Genomic DNA, 17,627 nt, shown 5'->3' with positions numbered 1-17,627 from the left:
TTGGCTCTACCTGGATTTAGACCACAGCGGATGGCCGTCTTCGTCCCGCAGGAAAAAATTCTCCTTTTTCCAGCGAACTATCCGGCAGAGGATGTAGATCCGGCCATCACGCCCAAAGAGCTTTGACCCTGTAACCTCGATCCTGTCGCCTGGCCGGGGGGAAAGACCTAGTTTTTTGGTAAACCAGCGCGGCCCCAAAAGGAGGCGATAGTCTTTGTCCCTTACCCTGAGGACAAGGATGTTCTTCTTCCGGATGATTTTGGTGACCGTACCCTCAAGAGAGATCTCTGTATTGACGTCGTAACCCTTAAACGGCTGAGCATGAGCCGAGGCTTCCCAGGCAGTCAAACACAGGGCCATTAGAAGCAACCATAGCCACCGAATCTTCATTACTGTTAGGGCTCCCCTTGGACAAAGAGATCCATCTCCAGGTGATATTACGTGATCAGGGCCCGTTTTTCTACTCCCCAAGGCCCTATCGGAGAAATATTCACAATCCATGCCATAGAGTTAAGGCCTTGTCCGGGCAGCTTTCTAACCCTTAGGCCAGGGGGTCCCTTCCCGGAGGCCGTTTTAGGCCATGCATATTTTGCACGGACGTTTTTTGGACTGGTCTTCGTTGACGCCTTGATCCCTTTAGGATTATATTGCCCCGACCTCTGAGAAAGGAGGGCCCATGAAGGCGCTCATTGCCCTTGAAGACGGCACCGTGTTTGAGGGAAGATCCTTTACTGGCCCGGGGGAGGCAGCCGGCGAGATCGTCTTCAATACCTCCATGACCGGCTACCAAGAGATCCTCACCGATCCCTCCTATCGGGGCCAGATCGTCACCATGACCTATCCCCTTATCGGCAACTACGGTATCAACGGTGAGGACAACGAAAGCCGTCGCATTCAGGTTGAGGCCTTCGTCGTCCGGGAGTATCAGCCTTTTTATTCCAACTGGCGAGCCCAGAGATCCCTTGGAAACTGGCTTAGCCAAGAGGGAATCCTAGGCATAGAGGGAGTGGACACCCGGGCCCTTACCCGCCGCATCCGGATCCATGGGGCCATGAGGGCAGTCATCTCTACCGAAGACCTAGACCCCCAGTCTCTAGTGGAAAGGGCTCGGAGCCACCCTGGCTTGGTGGGCCGGGATCTTGTCCGGGATGTGACCTGTGAAAGTCCCTATCTTTGGGAAAATGGCTGTTTGGTGCCTGCTGATGGTTTTCGGGAGGACAATCGCTTTAGAGTGGTCGTCATTGATTGCGGGCTTAAGTTCAACCAGCTTCGACTCTTAAACGAAAGGGGTTGTCAGACTTTGGTAGTCCCGGCCAACACCCGGGCCGAAAAGATCCTGGCCTATGCGCCCGATGGCATTTTCTTCTCTAACGGCCCCGGGGATCCGGCTGCCCTTCCTTACCTTATCCAGACGGCCAAAGACCTCCTGGGTAAACGGCCAATCTTCGGAATCTGTCTGGGGCATCAGATCCTCTCCCAGGCCTTTGGAGCCCGGACCTATAAACTCAAATTTGGCCATCGCGGGGCCAACCAGCCAGTTAAGGACCTAGCCACTGGTCGAATAGAGATAACCTCTCAGAACCACGGCTTCTGTGTGGACGAAAAGACTCTGCCGGCAGAGGTAGAGGTGACCCACATAAATTTAAATGACGGAACGGTCGAGGGAGTCCGGCACCGGGAACTTCCGGCCTTCTGTGTTCAGTATCATCCGGAAAATGCCCCCGGCCCCCACGATGCCGTCTATCTTTTTGACCGCTTTGTGGATCTTATGCGCCAGGCCAGCTAAACAAGATTTCCTCAAAAACCTCAGGAGTAAAAAGGCATGCCCAAACGGATGGACATTAAAAAGATCCTTATCATCGGTTCAGGCCCGATCGTTATTGGTCAGGCCTGCGAATTCGACTACTCCGGCACCCAGGCCTGTAAGGCCCTGAAGGAAGAGGGCTACGAGGTGGTCCTGGTAAACTCCAATCCAGCCACCATCATGACCGACCCGGAAATGGCCCATCGGACCTACATTGAACCCATCACCGCCGAGGTAGTGGAGAAGATTATTGCCACCGAGCGCCCCGATGCCCTGTTACCCACCCTTGGAGGACAAACCGGACTGAACGTTGCCTTTGAAGTGGCCCGACGGGGGATCCTCGAAAGATACGGAGTGGAAATGATCGGGGCCTCGGCAGAGGTGATCAAAAAGGCCGAGGATCGGGAGGAATTCCGAGCCGCTATGGAAAGAATCGGGCTCCGCATTCCCCGCTCAGGCATTGCCCGTAATATGGACGAAGCCCGGGCTATTGCCCGCCAGCTCGGCTACCCCCTTATTGTTCGCCCCAGCTTCACCTTGGGGGGCACTGGAGGAGGGGTGGTTTACAACCGAGAGGACCTTGAGGAGATTGCCGCCGCAGGCCTTGAGCTCTCCCTTATCCACGAGATCATGCTTGAGGAATCGGTCATCGGCTGGAAAGAGTACGAGCTCGAGGTAATGCGAGATGCCAAGGACAACGTGGTCATCATCTGCTCTATAGAAAACCTTGATCCCATGGGGGTCCATACTGGAGACTCCATCACTGTAGCCCCAGCCCAAACACTCTCTGACCGTGAATACCAGATGATGCGAGACGCCGCCTTGGCCATCATGCGGGAGATCGGAGTGGATACCGGCGGCTCAAATATCCAGTTCGCTGTCCACCCTCAGACAGGGGAGATGGTTGTCATCGAGATGAATCCCCGCGTCTCCCGTTCTTCAGCCCTGGCCAGCAAGGCCACAGGATTTCCCATTGCCAAGATCGCTGCCAAACTGGCCGTAGGCTACACCCTAGATGAGATCCCCAATGATATCACCCGGGAGACTATGGCCTCTTTTGAGCCCACCATAGACTATGTAGTCATCAAGATCCCCCGATTTACCTTTGAGAAGTTTCCCGAGGCCAAAGATGAGCTGACCACTTCCATGAGAAGTGTCGGGGAGACCATGGCCATTGGCCGGACCTTCAAGGAGGCCCTCCAGAAGGGCTTAAGGGGGCTTGAGATCGGCCGGGCTGGACTGGGGGCCGATGGGAAAAGCCCTTCAGATCGGGGGAAGAGGCTCGAACGGGAAGAGATCGAGGCCAAACTGCGGACCCCAAACAGCCAAAGGCTCTTTTACCTCCGTGAGGCCATTTTGGCTGGATTCTCCAACGAGGAAATCCATCGCCTCTCTTATATAGATCCCTGGTTTATTGAGCAGATCCGGCAGATCGTCGAGGCCGAAGGGTCCCTCAGAGACCAGGGGGCCACTCCTGAAGCCATCTATCGGGCCAAAAGACTGGGGTTCTCCGACCGGCAGATAGCCTTCCTCACAGGAAAGACCGAGGCCGAGGTGGAACGCCTGCGCAAGGGCTCGGATATCCGTCCGGTTTACAAGTTGGTAGATACCTGTGCCGCTGAATTCGAGGCCTATACTCCCTATTATTACTCCACCTATGAGGTTGAAAACGAGGCCCGGGTCTCGGGAAAGCCCTGCGTGATGATCTTGGGTGGAGGACCCAACCGCATTGGCCAGGGAATAGAATTTGACTACTGCTGTGTCCACGCCTCTTTCGCCCTTAAAGACGAGGGGATAGAATCCATAATGGTCAACTCCAATCCGGAAACCGTCTCCACCGACTACGACACCTCAGACAAGCTCTATTTTGAACCCCTTACCTTCGAAGATGTAATGCACATATATGAGACTCACCGTCCTCAAGGGGTTATCGTCCAGTTTGGCGGGCAGACCCCCCTTAACCTGGCGGTTCCCTTGGCCCGAGCCGGAGTCCCCATCCTGGGGACCAGCCCAGATGCCATCGACCGGGCCGAAGACCGGGAGCGTTTCAAGGCCCTGTTGGAAAAACTCGGCCTAGTCCAGCCCCCCAACGGCACGGCCTTCACCCTGGAAGAGGCCAAGGAGGTGGCAGCCCGGATCGGCTACCCTGTCCTGGTTCGGCCTTCTTACGTCCTGGGAGGACGGGCCATGCAGATCGTCTATGATGAAGAGGGGCTTTCCCGTTTTATGATCGAGGCGGCCAAGGTCTCTCCGGAGTACCCGGTTCTTATCGACAAATTCCTTCAGGACGCCATCGAGGTGGATGTTGATGCTTTAAGCGACGGCCAGCATACAGTGATCGGCGGAATAATGGAACACATCGAGGAGGCCGGAATCCATTCTGGGGACTCGGCCTGTGTGCTCCCGCCTCACACCCTAAAGAGATCTATTCTGGAGGAGATTGCCGAAGCCACTAGGGCCCTAGCCAGGGAGCTAGGAGTAGTGGGGCTGATGAACGTCCAGTATGCTATCAAGGCCGGAGAACTCTACGTCCTTGAAGTCAACCCCCGAGCCAGTCGAACCATCCCCTTTGTCTCCAAGGCTACAGGGGTTCCTCTCGCCCGCCTGGCCACCAAAATCATGCTTGGACGAAGCCTGAAAGACCTGGGTTTTACCAAAGAGATCTCCATCCCCCACGTGGCCGTCAAAGAAAGTGTTTTCCCCTTCCGGCGTTTCCCCGGAGTCGATGTCCTCCTGGGACCAGAGATGAAGTCCACTGGAGAAGTTATGGGGATTGACCAGTCCTTTGGCCTAGCCTTTGCCAAGGCCCAGCTGGCCGCCGGCCAAAAGCTCCCCACCGAAGGCACCGTCTTCATTACCGTTAAGGACGAAGACAAAGAGGCCATTGTCGAGACAGCCAGGCTCCTTAAAGAACTTGGCTTCAGGATCGTGGCCACTGAGGGGACCAGCGCCTTTTTAGCCCGACAGGGGGTGGCCAATGAACGGGTCCTTAAGGTCTCTGAGGGCCGTCCCAACGCGGTGGACCTCATCAAAAACGGCGAGATCCAGTTGGTCATAAATACAGCCTTGGGTAAACGCACCAAGGAGGATGCCTATATTATCCGGCGGGTGACCCTTGATTACGATATTCCTTATGCCACCACCATCGCCGGAGCCAGGGCTATGGCCTTGGCTGTCAAGGCCCTCAAAGAAAGCGATTTCAGAGTAGTGGCTCTGCAGGATTATTATCGAAAGGTGCCAGAGTGCTATTATATCCGCCACGGGCTTATCAGCTAGGGGCTAAAGAGGTATACTTGAAGCCCAATCTTTTCGGGAGGGCCGGGTAAAATGTGCGGAATATTCGGTGTCTTTGGCCACAAAGAGGCGGCCAAGTTGGCCTATTTTGGCCTTTATGCCCTCCAGCACCGAGGTCAAGAGTCAGCCGGGATCGCTGTCTCCGATGGCAAAGAGATCAGGGAACACAAGGGCATGGGCTTGGTAGCCGAAGTCTTCAACGAATCAGTCCTCTCTGGCCTCAAGGGCCACATTGCCGTCGGCCATGTCCGCTATTCAACTACCGGGGCTTCGGCCCTTAAAAACGCCCAGCCCTTCTGTGTTAATCACTCTGGTCATACCTACGGGATTGCTCACAACGGCAACCTTACCAACTCTCGGGAGCTGAGAGAGCGTCTTGAGGCCCAGGGATCCATCTTCCAAACCACCATTGACAGCGAGATAATCCTTCATCTTCTGGCCAAGGCAGCCTCAAGGGGCCTTGAGGAAGGACTCGGCCTGGTAATGGAAACCATCGAGGGGGCCTATTCTTGTCTTCTGCTCACTGAGGACAAACTGATTGCCTTCAGGGATCCTTACGGTTTCCGACCCCTTTGTTTGGGAATGTTAAATGGAGGCTACGTAGTGGCCTCCGAGACCTGTGCCCTGGATCTCATCCAGGCCCAGTACTTAAGGGATATCAACCCCGGAGAAATAGTCATTATTGACAGTGAGGGACTGCGTTCCATTCAGGCAGTACCTGCTGGCCAAAGAGCCCGTTGTATCTTTGAGTTTATCTACTTCGCCCGGCCGGACAGCAACATCTTTGGGGAAAATGTCTATGTTATCCGCCGCTGCCTGGGAGAAAGACTGGCCGTTGAGGCCCAGTTTGAGGCCGACTTTGTTATGCCCTTTCCGGACTCAGGAAACTATGCCGCTGTGGGATATGCCCGGGCCAGCGGTCTGGCCTTTGAGATGGGAGTCATCAGGAATCATTATGTAGGCCGGACTTTTATCCAGCCGAGCCAGTCCATGAGGGATTTTTCGGTCAGGGTGAAGCTCAACCCAGTCAAGGAGATCATCCGGGGCCGGCGAGTCCTGGTGGTCGATGATTCCATCGTCCGGGGGACAACCAGCCGAACCCGAGTGCGGGCCATAAGGGAGGCCGGAGCCAGTAATGTCTATATGGTTATCTCCTGCCCTCCTATCCGCTATCCCTGTTATTTTGGTATAGATTTTCCAAGCCGCGGGGAACTGATTGCTGCCAGGCATTCGGTAGAGGAGATCAGACGATATCTTGACCTCGACGGCCTCCACTATCTCTCCCTTGAAGGGATGCTTGCTGCCTGTCGGGCTGAAGATGGCAGTTTTTGTACCGCCTGTTTTACAGGAGAATACCCCATAGACATTCGGGGAGGTCTGTCCAAGGATATTCTGGAGCGTCTTTAAGTGAGCCCGGAAGAGATCCTAAAGAAGGCCAGAGAGGTCTTGGCCATAGAGATAGAGGGGCTGGCCACGGTCCGGGAAAAGCTTGGAGAGGAATTTGTCCGAGCGGTAGAGATGCTCTCCCGGACCAGAGGGCGAGTAGTGGTCACTGGAATCGGGAAAAGCGGCCTTATTGGCCGCAAGATTGTGGCCACCTTGGCCTCCCTGGGAACACCGGCCCTTTTTCTCCATCCAGCCGAGGCCCTTCATGGGGATCTGGGCATGGTGGTCCCCGGGGACATTATCCTGGCCATCTCCAACAGCGGCAAGACCGAAGAGATCAACGTTCTCCTGCCAATTATCAAGGGGCGGGGGGCCAGGATCATTGCCCTTACCGGAAGACCTGATTCACCCTTGGCCCGGGCGGCTGACATAGTTATTGACTGTGGAGTCCCTAGGGAGGCCTGCCCCCTAGGGCTAGCCCCTACGGCCTCTACCACTGCCACCTTGGCCGTGGGAGACGCCCTGGCTGTGGCCCTTCTGGCCCTTAAAGATTTCTCCGAGCAGGATTTTCGGCGCAACCATCCCGGAGGGACCTTAGGGGAACGTCTCAAAGTCAGAGTGGCCGAGATAATGCTCACTGGGAAGGCCGTGCCCAGGGTGAGTATCTCGGCCACCATGCCCCAAGCCATCGAGGAGATGAACAAAAAAGGCCTAGGCTGTGTGCTGGTACTCACTGAAGATGGTCGTCTTGAAGGAATCATCACTGACGGGGATCTCCGCCGGGCTATTTCCCGCTATGGCGAAATTCTCTCTCGGAAGGTCACCGAGATCATGACTCTTCGCCCCAAAACAGTCTATTTTTATTGCTCCGGAGCCGAGGCCCTGGAGACTATGGAACGCCATCTGATTACTGTCTTGCCGGTGGTTGATGATCAGGGCCACTTGGTAGGGATCCTCCATCTCCACGACATTTTAGGTAAGGGAGAGTTCAAGTTTGTCCTTTAGGGCCCAGCCCTAGGGCCTTGAGAGCGAATAAAGGCTTAGAAAAAACTGGCCCCTGAAGACCTTAATCTCTTTCATTAACTGTTTTTTTCTCCTGTTATCTTATTCTCCCCATAAGTTGCATTGACACTTCGGATAGGATCTGGAATGAATGGGCCATGCGTCTTTCCCGATTCTTTCCCCTGTTCTTGGTGCTTCTGATGGTATCTCCGGCCCTAGGGCAGAAGCTTGGTCTTGAAGAGGCCAAGGAGCTGGCCCTAAAGGGCAATCCCCTTATTAAGGCGGCTGAGGCCGAATCCAAGGCAGCCCAGGCCGGCGTCTCCCTGGCCAAAAGCCGCTTTTGGCCCCGGTTGGATCTCTCTCAGAGTTATATCCGTTCAAACAGTCCTCCCCAGGTCTTCTCTGCCAAGCTTTCCCAGGAAGACTTTCACCAGGCCGACTTTGCCCTTGAACGTCTCAATCATCCATCCCCCCTTACCAACCTACGCACCGAACTCATTATCACCCAGCCCATATTCAACCGAGGGGAAGAGATCACCAACTATAGATTGGCCCGTATCAGGAAGGAGATGGCCTTGGTGGCCTTGGAGCAGACTAGGCAGCAGGTCCTGCTCCAGGTTGAAGAGGCCTTTTTGAATTGGCTCCTTTCGATAGACGCCCATGAGGTGGTCAAGATGGCCCTGGAGACGGCCAGGGCCAATCTGAAGACCGTCTCGGCCCGTTATCAGGCAGGCTCGGCCCTCAAGAGTGACCTTCTCCAGGCCGAGGTCTACCTGGCCTCCTTAGAAAAGGAGGAACTTGCCGCCCGGAACCGGATCCAAGTGGCCCTTTCGGCCCTCAATCTAGCCATGGGTACCCCTCCGGAGAAGTTCTGGGAGCCCAAACGTCCTCAATCCCAGATCAACCCCCAGGGCTTTAACCTCACCAAGTGGACAGAGGTAGCCCTTGAGAGGCGTCCTGAGGCCCGCTTCTTTGGCCTTCTGACCGAGGCCGCTAAGTGGCGAGTCAAGAGGGCCAAGATGGAATTCCTGCCGGCCCTAAATCTTCAGGGTATCTATGAATACAATACCGCCGGTTTTGGAGATCCCTCGGGGGATGCATGGACGGTCATCGCCCGGGCGGACTTTAATCTCTTTAAAGGTCTGGGAGATGTCTCGGCCTTGAGGAAGGCCCGGGCCGAGCTCCTCAAGGCCGAATCCAGACAAAGAGACATCCTTCAGAGAATAAAGCATCAGGTAAGAGAGGCCTTTCTTAATCTGGAGACCGCCAGGGCCCAGGTGGAAGTGACCAGAAAGGCTGTCTCCCAGGCCCAAGAAGGGCTTGGAATCGTCGAGAAACGTTATAGTCAAGGCCTGACGATTATCACCGAACTTCTCGATGCCCAGACAGCCTTGAAAAAGGCCCGTCTTGAGCACCTAGAGGCCCTATATTCCTGGCGCTTGGCCTGGTCTAGACTCCGCTACACTGCTGGCCTCCTTTCAGCAGGGGCCCTTTCCCAAAGAATGCCTGGAGAGGGAAAACATCAATAACCTCTTTAATAAAAGAAAAAGGGATCAGGGGTATGAAAGCTAAATTTGTTCTCTGGAGTGGGATCACTTTATTGACTTTGCTGATCATTTCGGCCTGCGGTGGCTCTAAGGAAGAAAAGACCGCCTCCCTCAAGGGCAAGGCCGTTACCGCAGAGACCGTAAGTGTCGGTAAATATCAAGTCCAGGATTTTCGAAGCTTTCCGGGCACGGTGGAGGCCAGAAACGAGATCATTCTTTCCTCAAAGGTCTCAGGCTATGTGACCAAGATGGCCGTTCAAGAGGGAGATCAGGTAGCCAAAGGAGACCTCCTCCTCCGGATAGATGACCGAGAAATTCGGGAACGCATCCTGGCCCTCAAGCAGGCCCGGCAGGCCCTCATCAAGGAAAAGGAGGCCCTTTCGGCCAGACTAGCCTATGCCCAGAGTAATTTTGAGCGTTTCCAGCGCCTCTTCAGAGAGGAAGCCGCAACCAAGGAAGAATTTGAAAGGGCCCAGGCCGAATATCTCTCCCTCAGAAGTCAGGTCGAGGCTCTTAAAAGACGCGAAAGAGAGACCCTCTCCCAAATCAAGGCCATCGAGGCCCTTCTGCCCTACACCAGGATCACTGCTCCGACAGAAGGCATCGTGGCCCGACGCCTAGTAGATGAAGGCAGTTTCGTCAATATGGGCCAACCTCTTCTTTACCTTGATGATCTTAAGGCCGGCTTCTGGCTGGTGGCCGAGGTCGACGAGTCGCTCCTTTCTAAGGTCTCCGAAGGCCAGGATATCACCGTTTCTATCCCCCATTTGGGCAAAACCTTTCAGGCCCCGGTGGAGGTCGTAGTTGATCACGTCTCGCCCCAGACCCGCACCTTTCGCCTCAAGGTGACTCTTCCTTCCCTGGGGCTTAAGGCTGGGCTCTTCGGCCGGGTCTTCATCCCTCTTGAAACCAGGGAGTCCCTTCTCATCCCCTGGAAGGCAGTGGTCAGACGGGGGGCTCTTACTGCCGTCTACGTAGTCGGCAATGACCAAATAATTAGACTTCGTCTCATAAAGACTGGCCACACTTATATCCAGACCGAAGGGGGCTTTTTGCCCTCCCCTGTCCCTGCTGAGGCTAGCCATATGAGGGAAGGGCTCTTCGTGGAGGTCCTCTCTGGCCTCAACCCTGGCGAGGTCATTCTTCAGGGCGATCTCGATCACATCCAAGAAGGCGATATCTTAGCGGGTAGATAACCATGGATCACCACCACAAATCGAGAGATCACGGCTTAGTTGCCCAGATCACGGCGGCTTTTGTCGATTCCAAACTGGTTCCGATTATCATCCTCATGACCCTTCTCCTGGGGCTCTTTGCCATCCTCAACACCCCCAGCGAAGAAGAGCCTCAAATCGTTGTCCCTATGATCGATGTCTTCGTGGAGATGCCTGGAGCCACGGCCAAGGAGATAGAGACCCGGGTCATCTCCCCTATGGAAAAACTCCTCTGGGAGATTCCCGGGGTAGAGTATATCTACTCTACGGCTGAAAATGGTCGGGCGCTTACGGTTGTCCGGTTCTATGTAGGGGAAGATACTGAGGAGAGCCTAGTCAAGACCTACGACAAACTCTATCAGCATCTTGATTGGATACCCCCGGGGTGTTCTACCCCCTTGCTTAAACCCCGCTCCATAGACGATGTCCCCATCGTTGTCCTCACCTTTTGGGGGCCCGGTTATGACGGCTACACCTTAAGAGGTCTTGTGGCCCAGGTTGACGACGAGATTCGCAATATCCCGGGGATATCGGAGACCTTTATCAAGGGGGGCCTCAGGCGTCAGGTGAGGGTCCTTCTTGAGCCTGAGAAGATCTACTCCTTAGGGCTTGATCTGGCCGATGTTGTTCAGACCATCCGCCTTCAGAATCAAGCCCGTTTGGCGGGTGAGTTCTCTCGCCAGAACTATTCTTTTTCCGTCCGTCTGGACAACTTCCTGGCCACCAAGAAGGACCTTGAGGAAACTGTGGTCAAGGTAATCAAGGGGCATCCGGTTTTTCTCAAGGATATTGCCCATATTATTGATGGGCCTCAAGAGCCGGCCGATTACGTACTCTTTGCCGCTGGCCCGGCGGCGGAGGCCAAGGGAATCTCGGCTGAACCCGGGAGGCTTTATCCGGCAGTCTCGCTGGCTGTTTCCAAAAGAAAGGGGGAAAATGCTACCTGGCTGGCCGAGAAGATCTTAAAGAAGATCGAGGAGTTAAGGGGTCATCTTATCCCTGATGACGTTCAGATAACGGTGACCCGTAACTATGGCGAGACTGCCCGAGAGAAATCAAACGAGCTCATCGAACATCTCCTGATCGCCACCGTCTCGGTGGCGGTCCTGATTGCCCTCTTCTTGGGGGTAAGGGCCTCGCTGGTAGTCTTGGTGGCTGTACCGGTCACCTTGGCCATCACCCTCTTTATCTATTATTTCCACGGCTACACCCTCAACCGAGTAACCCTTTTTGCCCTCATTTTTTGTATTGGAATCCTAGTTGATGACCCCATTGTCGACGTTGAAAACATTGTCCGCCACCTGAGGCTCCCGGAGAATCGTGGCCGTCCTCTTAAGGACATCATTGTGGGAGCGGTCAATGAGGTCCGCAGTCCACTTATCTTGGCCACCTTTACTGTTATCGCGGCCATTTTGCCGATGGCCTTTGTCCGGGGGCTCATGGGGCCTTATATGCGTCCTATGCCCATCGGGGCCTCGGTAGCCATGTTGCTCTCCATGGTGGTGGCCTTTGTCATCACTCCCTGGACGGCCTACCACTTCCTGGGCCGCAAGGGAAAGATCTTCGAGAAGGAAAAAGAGGACATTTTCACTCGTTACTACCGGTGGATGATGGGCCACCTCATCCGGGATTGGCGCTGGCGTTGGGGTTTCCTCCTCCTGGTGGGGACCCTTTTCCTGGGGGCCTGCTCTCTGATCTACTTTAAGGTTGTCTATGTAAAGATGCTTCCCTTCGATAACAAGAGTGAGTTCCAGGTCATCGTTGATATGCCCGAAGGCACAACCCTTGAGGAAACTACCCGGGTGGCTACAGAGCTTGGCAACTATCTCCTGAGCCAGCCAGAGGTTACTGATTACCAAATTTATGCCGGCACCTCGGCCCCCTTTAATTTCAACGGCCTCATCCGGCACTATTATCTGCGAACTGGCCCCAATGTGGCTGATATCCAGGTAAATCTGGTGCCCAAAGGGGAACGGGAACTCCAGAGCCACGACATCGCCAAAAGGGTCCGCCCCGGGCTGACAGAAATTGCCCAAAAATACGGAGCCCGGATCAAGGTAGCTGAGGTTCCCCCTGGTCCGCCAGTGCTTCAGACCCTGGTAGCCGAGATCTATGGCCCTGATTATGAAAAGCAGATCGAACTGGCCAGAAAGGTCCTCCGAATATTTGAAAAGACCCCTGGGGTAGTTGATGTCGATTGGTATATGACCGATCCCCAGAAGGAATACCGTATTGTAGTCGAAAGGGACAAGGCAGTGGCCATGGGGGTGCTCCCGGCCCGGGTGAACGAGGTTCTCCGGGCAGCCCTAGGGGGAGAAAAGGTTGGCCTGCTTCATGATCCAGAGGCCAAAGAAGACGTTTACATAATTGTCCGCTATCCCCGGGAACAACGCTCAGGCCTCCCTGAGCTCTCTTCCCTCAAGGTACGCTCAGAGAGCGGGAAGCTGGTCTCTCTTTCTGAAATTGCCAGGATAGAGGAGTCGGTGGTCCCCCACCCCATATATCATAAGAATCTTCATCCGGTGGTCTATGTTACCGGAGACGTAGCTGGCAAGGCGGAGAGCCCTATCTACGCCATCTTCAAGATGAATGAGCTCATCAAGGAGCTTAAAGCCCCAGATGGTTACCCGGTCAAGCTCTACTGGACCCACCTCCCCTTCTCTCAGAAGGAGTGGGCTATCAAGTGGGATGGGGAGTGGCATATCACCTATGAGGTCTTCCGGGACCTGGGACTGGCCTTTGGAGCGGTGATGATCCTCATTTACATGCTGGTGGTGGGTTGGTTCAGGTCATATTCTGCCCCGCTGGTAATTATGGCCCCAATACCACTTTCTCTCATCGGGATTATTCCTGCCCATGCGGCCATGGGGGCCTTTTTCACGGCCACCTCCATGATCGGTTTTATAGCTGGCGCCGGTATTGTCGTTCGTAACTCGATCATCTTGGCCGATTTTATTGAACTCCGGCTCTCCCAAGGGATGCCGCTGGCTGAAGCAGTTATCGACGCCGGAGCTATTCGTTTCCGTCCCATGCTCCTTACAGCCATGTCGGTGGTGGTGGGGTCATTTGTCATCCTCTTTGACCCTATCTTCCAAGGCTTGGCCATAAGCCTGATGGCCGGTGAGGTAGCCTCGACCCTCTTTTCCCGAATGGTCGTTCCCATCTTGTATTATCTAGATCATCGTATTAAGGCTGAGAGGCGACTAGTGCTTTAGGAGAAATCATGCATAAGCCAATTTTAAGCCGACAGGATCTCGGGCCAGATGATGAATTCAAGTTTGCCTGTTATCCAGGGATTAAGTGTTTTAACGTTTGCTGCCACGATGTCACTCTCGTCTTGAGCCCCTATGACGCCCTGAGGCTGAGAAAGGCCCTTGGCCTGCCCCCGGCCCGTTTCCTGGAAGAATACACAGATATGCACCTTGGCGATCTGACCCAGATTCCCGTGGTCCGGCTGAAGATGAAGGCCGATCTTACCTGCCCTTTCGTCACCCCGGAGGGCTGTAGTGTTTATCAGGACCGACCCTCTTCCTGCCGGGCCTATCCGCTAGCCCGTTTCACCATGAGGAACCGAAAGACCGGAGAGATCATCGAAAGATATAAAATTGTTCGGGAAAGCCACTGTGAGGGCCACTTTGAAGACCGCCTCTGGAGGGTGCGAGACTGGATCAAAGACCAAGGCCTTCTGCCCTACCACGAGATGAATGATCTTTTCGGCGAACTCATCCTCCTGCGCCAGAAGATGGCCGACAGCCCTCTTTCGGCCGATGATCTTGACGCCATCTATACTGCCTGCTATCTCCCGGACCGTTTTGTGGAGATTGTCCGCCAACAGGACTTTGCTTCAAGATACGGCTTTGCCCCTGAAACCATAGAAAAGGGCCTCTCGGAGGAAACCGAGCTCCTTAAACTCGGCTTCAACTGGCTCAAAAAGACGGTTTTTAAAGAGGCCTTGGAAAAGGGCTAGCTATCTCCCCACCTCCACTAGCTTATCAGGCCGGCTTTTCAACGAGGCCTCCCAAGGACCCTGGATTCATTTTAAGTCAAGCCCTTAAAGAGGCTGGCCCTCAAAGACAAAATAAGTAGTGTATGACTTTAGTTTCTAAGAAGTTGAACAAACAAGGATTTCTATAATAAAAAACCAGACATCTCGAGTTCAAAATCAAACCATGACCGAAGCTGACCTGATACACCTGTTTACTCCAAGATCCTTTCCTGAGGAGGTCATTAAAGGCCCTGGAGACGACTGCGCGGTAGTGAAGATCGATCAGGCCACCCTGTTAATCAGCACGGATACCTTGCTTGAAGGGGTCCACTTTGATCTGACCTATTTTGATTTCTACCATCTGGGTCGGAAGTTGGCTGCAGTCAATCTGAGTGACATCGCGGCCATGGGCGGAAGCCCCCTTTGGGCCACCCTGAATCTGGAGTGGCCTCTGGGACGTTCCCTAAAAGAGGCCGAGGATTTGGCCAGGGGGCTTCTTTCGAGACTCAAAGAGGCCGGAGCTTGTCTGATCGGAGGAGACACTGTCAAGGCCGAAAGGATTGGTCTCGGGCTTACGGTGATCGGGAGGCCCCAGGGCCAAGCCCCTATTTATCGCCAAGGAGCTTCTCCAGGGGAGATAATTTACGTCTCCGGCCCCTTGGGGGCCTCTGGAGCCGCCCTTGAGCTCCTTAAAAAGGGCCTTCGCGTCCCCGAGAACATCCTCAGGGCCCACCTGGACCCTTTAGCCGAGCTGGATGTAGCCCAAAGGCTGGCGGAAGAGGGCCTGGCTTCGGCCATGATCGACATCTCGGATGGTCTGGGTCTTGATCTCTTCCGTCTCTGCCGGGCCAGCCAAGTAGGGGCCGAGATCCACGCTTCCTTTATCCCCTATCCAGAGGAGCTTGATCTTCTTCCCCTGGAACACCCTCCATTATTCTATGTCTTGGCAGGTGGGGAAGACTACCGCCTACTTTTTACTGTTCCGGAAGAAAAAAGCGATCGGGTCCAGGCCTTAGGGGCCTATCCTATAGGCCGAATTGTCCCTGGTGATCATCCGATCCTGATCGACAATCAGGGCAAAAGAAGAAACATCAGCTTTGCCGGTTACGACCACTTTAAAAAAAGAGGCGCGGCAGACAAAAAGTCTGTCGCGCAAAGGAGGAGGTCAACCGTTTAGGGAAGGGCCATCCGGCCCCTTACCAGGGCCTGGAAGAGCGACCAGTTCATGAGGATCACAGAGATGATCCCGGCCTCAACAATAGTGTAGATGAGTCGGCAGACGCGAGCCGTGTCCCTTTTACCCCGGATCCGCAAGACCTCACAGCGAAGACTAAAGTGGATGTGAAGCAAGATAAGCAGGATAACCAAGAGCGCCCCAAGCATAAATCCCCGCAAATCATCTATGGAGGTAAAGATTCCAGAGATACCGAGCATCTCATCGTCACCTCCTTTAATGTAGGTAAGGACCTACAGTTGGTATTTCTTGGTACCTTTTATCGGGTGGGACTACTTCCTTGAGTCGGGGAAAAATCCTCTGTAGGTATTTCCGAACACCATCGTCAAAGCGCCAGTAAAAATCGGTCATCTCAAGGTAAAAATAGCGAAAGGTCTCCCAATCCATGCCCCTTGAGCTCTCAATGAGCTCTTTTTCTCCCTCTCGACAGGAGGTAAAGAAGGTATAGAGATCGCAGTCAGGAGAGGCCTTTGAGTATTCCTTTTTGTACTTTTCGGGGGCCTTTTTGAGATCCAGATGTTCCAGAATGGCCAACGCATCGTTGAAGACAGGATGGGGCCTTGGTTCGCCCAGACGTTCAAAGAGAAGGATTCTTTCGTAGAAGAGACTGTGCTTGTAGTGGACGGAGACCACCAGATCGTCCACCTCTTCAAAGAAGGCATACTTGGTAAGAAGCCTTAAGACATGCAGAAGACCATTGCGCCCCTCTATGTTGGGGATGGCCGCCAGGGAAGAAAATTCAGCGATTTTTCGCCCTCTGGCCCGCAACTGGTCTATCTTTGTCTTGTAATCTGCGATTTTGTCGCTCGGAAGCCCTAGGGGAGAGTCTATGATCAAGGTAGCTGTGCTCAAGGGATTTCCCCTGGTGTCGTAAGCCACACAGACTCTCGTGGTAGGAAGGGCATGATAAGGGGTGATCCAGAGACCGTTGGGCTGGGGGTCAATCATCCCTACGTCTACATATCTCTTGTGGACCAGAGAGAAGCCATCCTGAAAGGATTTGATGTCCTGAGCCAGAACCACCTTTACGGGTTCTCTAAGGCCGTTTACCATACCAGATTTGCGCATCCGCCGCACTGGCCAAGGTTCTTTCTTTCTATTTATATATTGATCGGTATTATGAATAGTAGCAGCTTTAATCATTGCCTCTTCCTCCACGATTGTTTTTTGGCACTTTCTTCGCTACCGTCCTCTTGCAAACTCGAGGCCAAATTAGGATACATATAATTAACTACTTAAATGGCCTTTAAAGTACCAATAGCGGCAAAAATCAACAAAAAAATGACAGGGGGCAAGAACATGAAGAATAAAAATCTCCAAGAATCGGCCCCTATCCAGAGGTTATGGAAGGGTTTCTTTCTTCTGGCGGCCCTGCTCTGGATTATTCCCACCGGTCCTAGCTGGTCTCTTGAGCCAAAAAATGGCTATGAACTAGCAAAATTTGTCTATGAGCGCGACGTAGGAAAGGATTCCCGGGCCCAAGCCATCATGAAGCTTATTGACCGAAGAGGAAAAGAAAGAATCCGAGAGATGTATATCGCCACCAGGGATGAGGGAGATTGCCTAAAGACCCTGATCGTCTTTGTCTCTCCCAAGGATATCGCCGGAACTTCGTTCCTCTCCATTTCCCAGGACAACGGCCGGGAAGAACAGTTTCTGTATCTTCCGGCCTTAAGGCGTTCAAGAAGAATTGCTGGTTCTTTCAGATTCCAGCGGTTCGTGGGCTCAGATTTCACCTACGAGGACATGGAACGTCACCATCCAGACAAGTACGAACACCAGCTCCTGGGAGAAGAAAACTACCTTGGGACCGAATGCTGGCTCCTGGAGAGCCGCCCCAAAAAGGCCAAAGATTCCCAATACAGCCGATTCACCCAATGGATTACCAAAGATGGCTTCTTACCGGTTAAGGCGGAATACTACGATAAAAAGGGCCGACTGCGTAAGGTTTACCAAGCCAAACATTTTAAAAAGATCCAAGGCATCTGGACGGTAATGGTCGGAGAGATGAAAGATCTTAAAAAAGGGCACCAAACGACAATCGAGGTCAAGGAGATTGCCTACAACCAGGGCCTAAGAAAAGACCTTTTCACCGTCCGCTCCCTGGAAAAGAGTCTTAAGCTCCTTAAAAGGCCTAAGTAAGCCAAAGACCTTTGCAACC

At 53.8% G+C, this 17,627-nt stretch carries 13 protein-coding genes; 10 read left to right on the top strand and 3 right to left on the bottom strand.

The window, feature by feature from the left end; all coding sequences use genetic code 11:
- Window positions 1–6: 6 nt before the first annotated feature.
- Entirely contained in the window at window positions 7–390 is a 384-nt protein-coding gene (locus ACXJJX_RS07550; protein ID WP_456433799.1) for a MamS/MamX family magnetosome protein, read from the bottom strand.
- A gap of 286 nt (window positions 391–676) precedes the next feature.
- Between ACXJJX_RS07550 and carA the strand changes: the two genes are divergently transcribed.
- From carA to thiL, 9 genes are all read left to right on the top strand, one after another.
- Window positions 677–1,786: a glutamine-hydrolyzing carbamoyl-phosphate synthase small subunit gene (carA, locus tag ACXJJX_RS07545; RefSeq protein ID WP_456433798.1), complete on the top strand. Its 1,110-nt coding sequence runs from the start codon at window positions 677–679 to the stop codon at window positions 1,784–1,786.
- 36 nt (window positions 1,787–1,822) lie between these two features.
- Window positions 1,823–5,080: a carbamoyl-phosphate synthase large subunit gene (gene carB, locus ACXJJX_RS07540; protein WP_456433797.1), complete on the top strand. Its 3,258-nt coding sequence runs from the start codon at window positions 1,823–1,825 to the stop codon at window positions 5,078–5,080.
- Between the two features lie 51 nt (window positions 5,081–5,131).
- A complete protein-coding gene (gene purF / locus ACXJJX_RS07535; protein WP_456433796.1) occupies window positions 5,132–6,505 on the top strand; it encodes an amidophosphoribosyltransferase in 1,374 nt (457 codons plus the stop codon).
- Window positions 6,506–7,489 carry a KpsF/GutQ family sugar-phosphate isomerase gene (locus ACXJJX_RS07530; RefSeq protein WP_456433795.1) on the top strand — a complete coding sequence of 328 codons (984 nt, stop codon included), beginning with the start codon at window positions 6,506–6,508 and terminating at the stop codon, window positions 7,487–7,489.
- 197 nt (window positions 7,490–7,686) lie between these two features.
- Window positions 7,687–9,015, top strand: a complete 1,329-nt coding sequence (locus ACXJJX_RS07525) for a TolC family protein (protein WP_456433793.1) — start codon at window positions 7,687–7,689, stop codon at window positions 9,013–9,015.
- Window positions 9,016–9,047: 32 nt separating this feature from the next.
- Window positions 9,048–10,229: an efflux RND transporter periplasmic adaptor subunit gene (locus ACXJJX_RS07520; RefSeq protein WP_456433791.1), complete on the top strand. Its 1,182-nt coding sequence runs from the start codon at window positions 9,048–9,050 to the stop codon at window positions 10,227–10,229.
- A gap of 2 nt (window positions 10,230–10,231) precedes the next feature.
- Window positions 10,232–13,462, top strand: coding sequence for an efflux RND transporter permease subunit (locus ACXJJX_RS07515; RefSeq protein ID WP_456433789.1), 3,231 nt, complete (start codon window positions 10,232–10,234; stop codon window positions 13,460–13,462).
- An 8-nt stretch (window positions 13,463–13,470) separates the two neighbouring features.
- The gene (locus tag ACXJJX_RS07510) at window positions 13,471–14,214 is read left to right on the top strand and encodes a YkgJ family cysteine cluster protein (protein ID WP_456433787.1); all 744 of its coding nucleotides are present in this window, start codon (window positions 13,471–13,473) and stop codon (window positions 14,212–14,214) included.
- 202 nt (window positions 14,215–14,416) lie between these two features.
- Entirely contained in the window at window positions 14,417–15,409 is a 993-nt protein-coding gene (thiL, locus tag ACXJJX_RS07505) for a thiamine-phosphate kinase (RefSeq protein ID WP_456433741.1), read from the top strand.
- Here the strand turns inward: thiL and ACXJJX_RS07500 are convergent.
- Window positions 15,406–15,666 carry a hypothetical protein gene (locus ACXJJX_RS07500; RefSeq protein WP_456433739.1) on the bottom strand — a complete coding sequence of 87 codons (261 nt, stop codon included), beginning with the start codon at window positions 15,664–15,666 and terminating at the stop codon, window positions 15,406–15,408. The two genes, thiL and ACXJJX_RS07500, sit on opposite strands and share 4 nt — an antisense overlap.
- A 16-nt stretch (window positions 15,667–15,682) precedes the next feature.
- Window positions 15,683–16,609: an N-acyl amino acid synthase FeeM domain-containing protein gene (locus ACXJJX_RS07495; protein ID WP_456433737.1), complete on the bottom strand. Its 927-nt coding sequence runs from the start codon at window positions 16,607–16,609 to the stop codon at window positions 15,683–15,685.
- 156 nt (window positions 16,610–16,765) lie between these two features.
- Here ACXJJX_RS07495 and ACXJJX_RS07490 point away from each other — a divergent pair, with 156 nt between their 5' ends.
- Window positions 16,766–17,608, top strand: a complete 843-nt coding sequence (locus ACXJJX_RS07490) for an outer membrane lipoprotein-sorting protein (protein WP_456433735.1) — start codon at window positions 16,766–16,768, stop codon at window positions 17,606–17,608.
- Window positions 17,609–17,627: the final 19 nt, after the last annotated feature.

This window comes from Thermosulfuriphilus sp. (assembly GCF_054026695.1).
The sequence above is the reverse complement of the archived record's forward strand: the minus strand, read 5'-3'. Positions and strand labels throughout refer to the sequence as shown.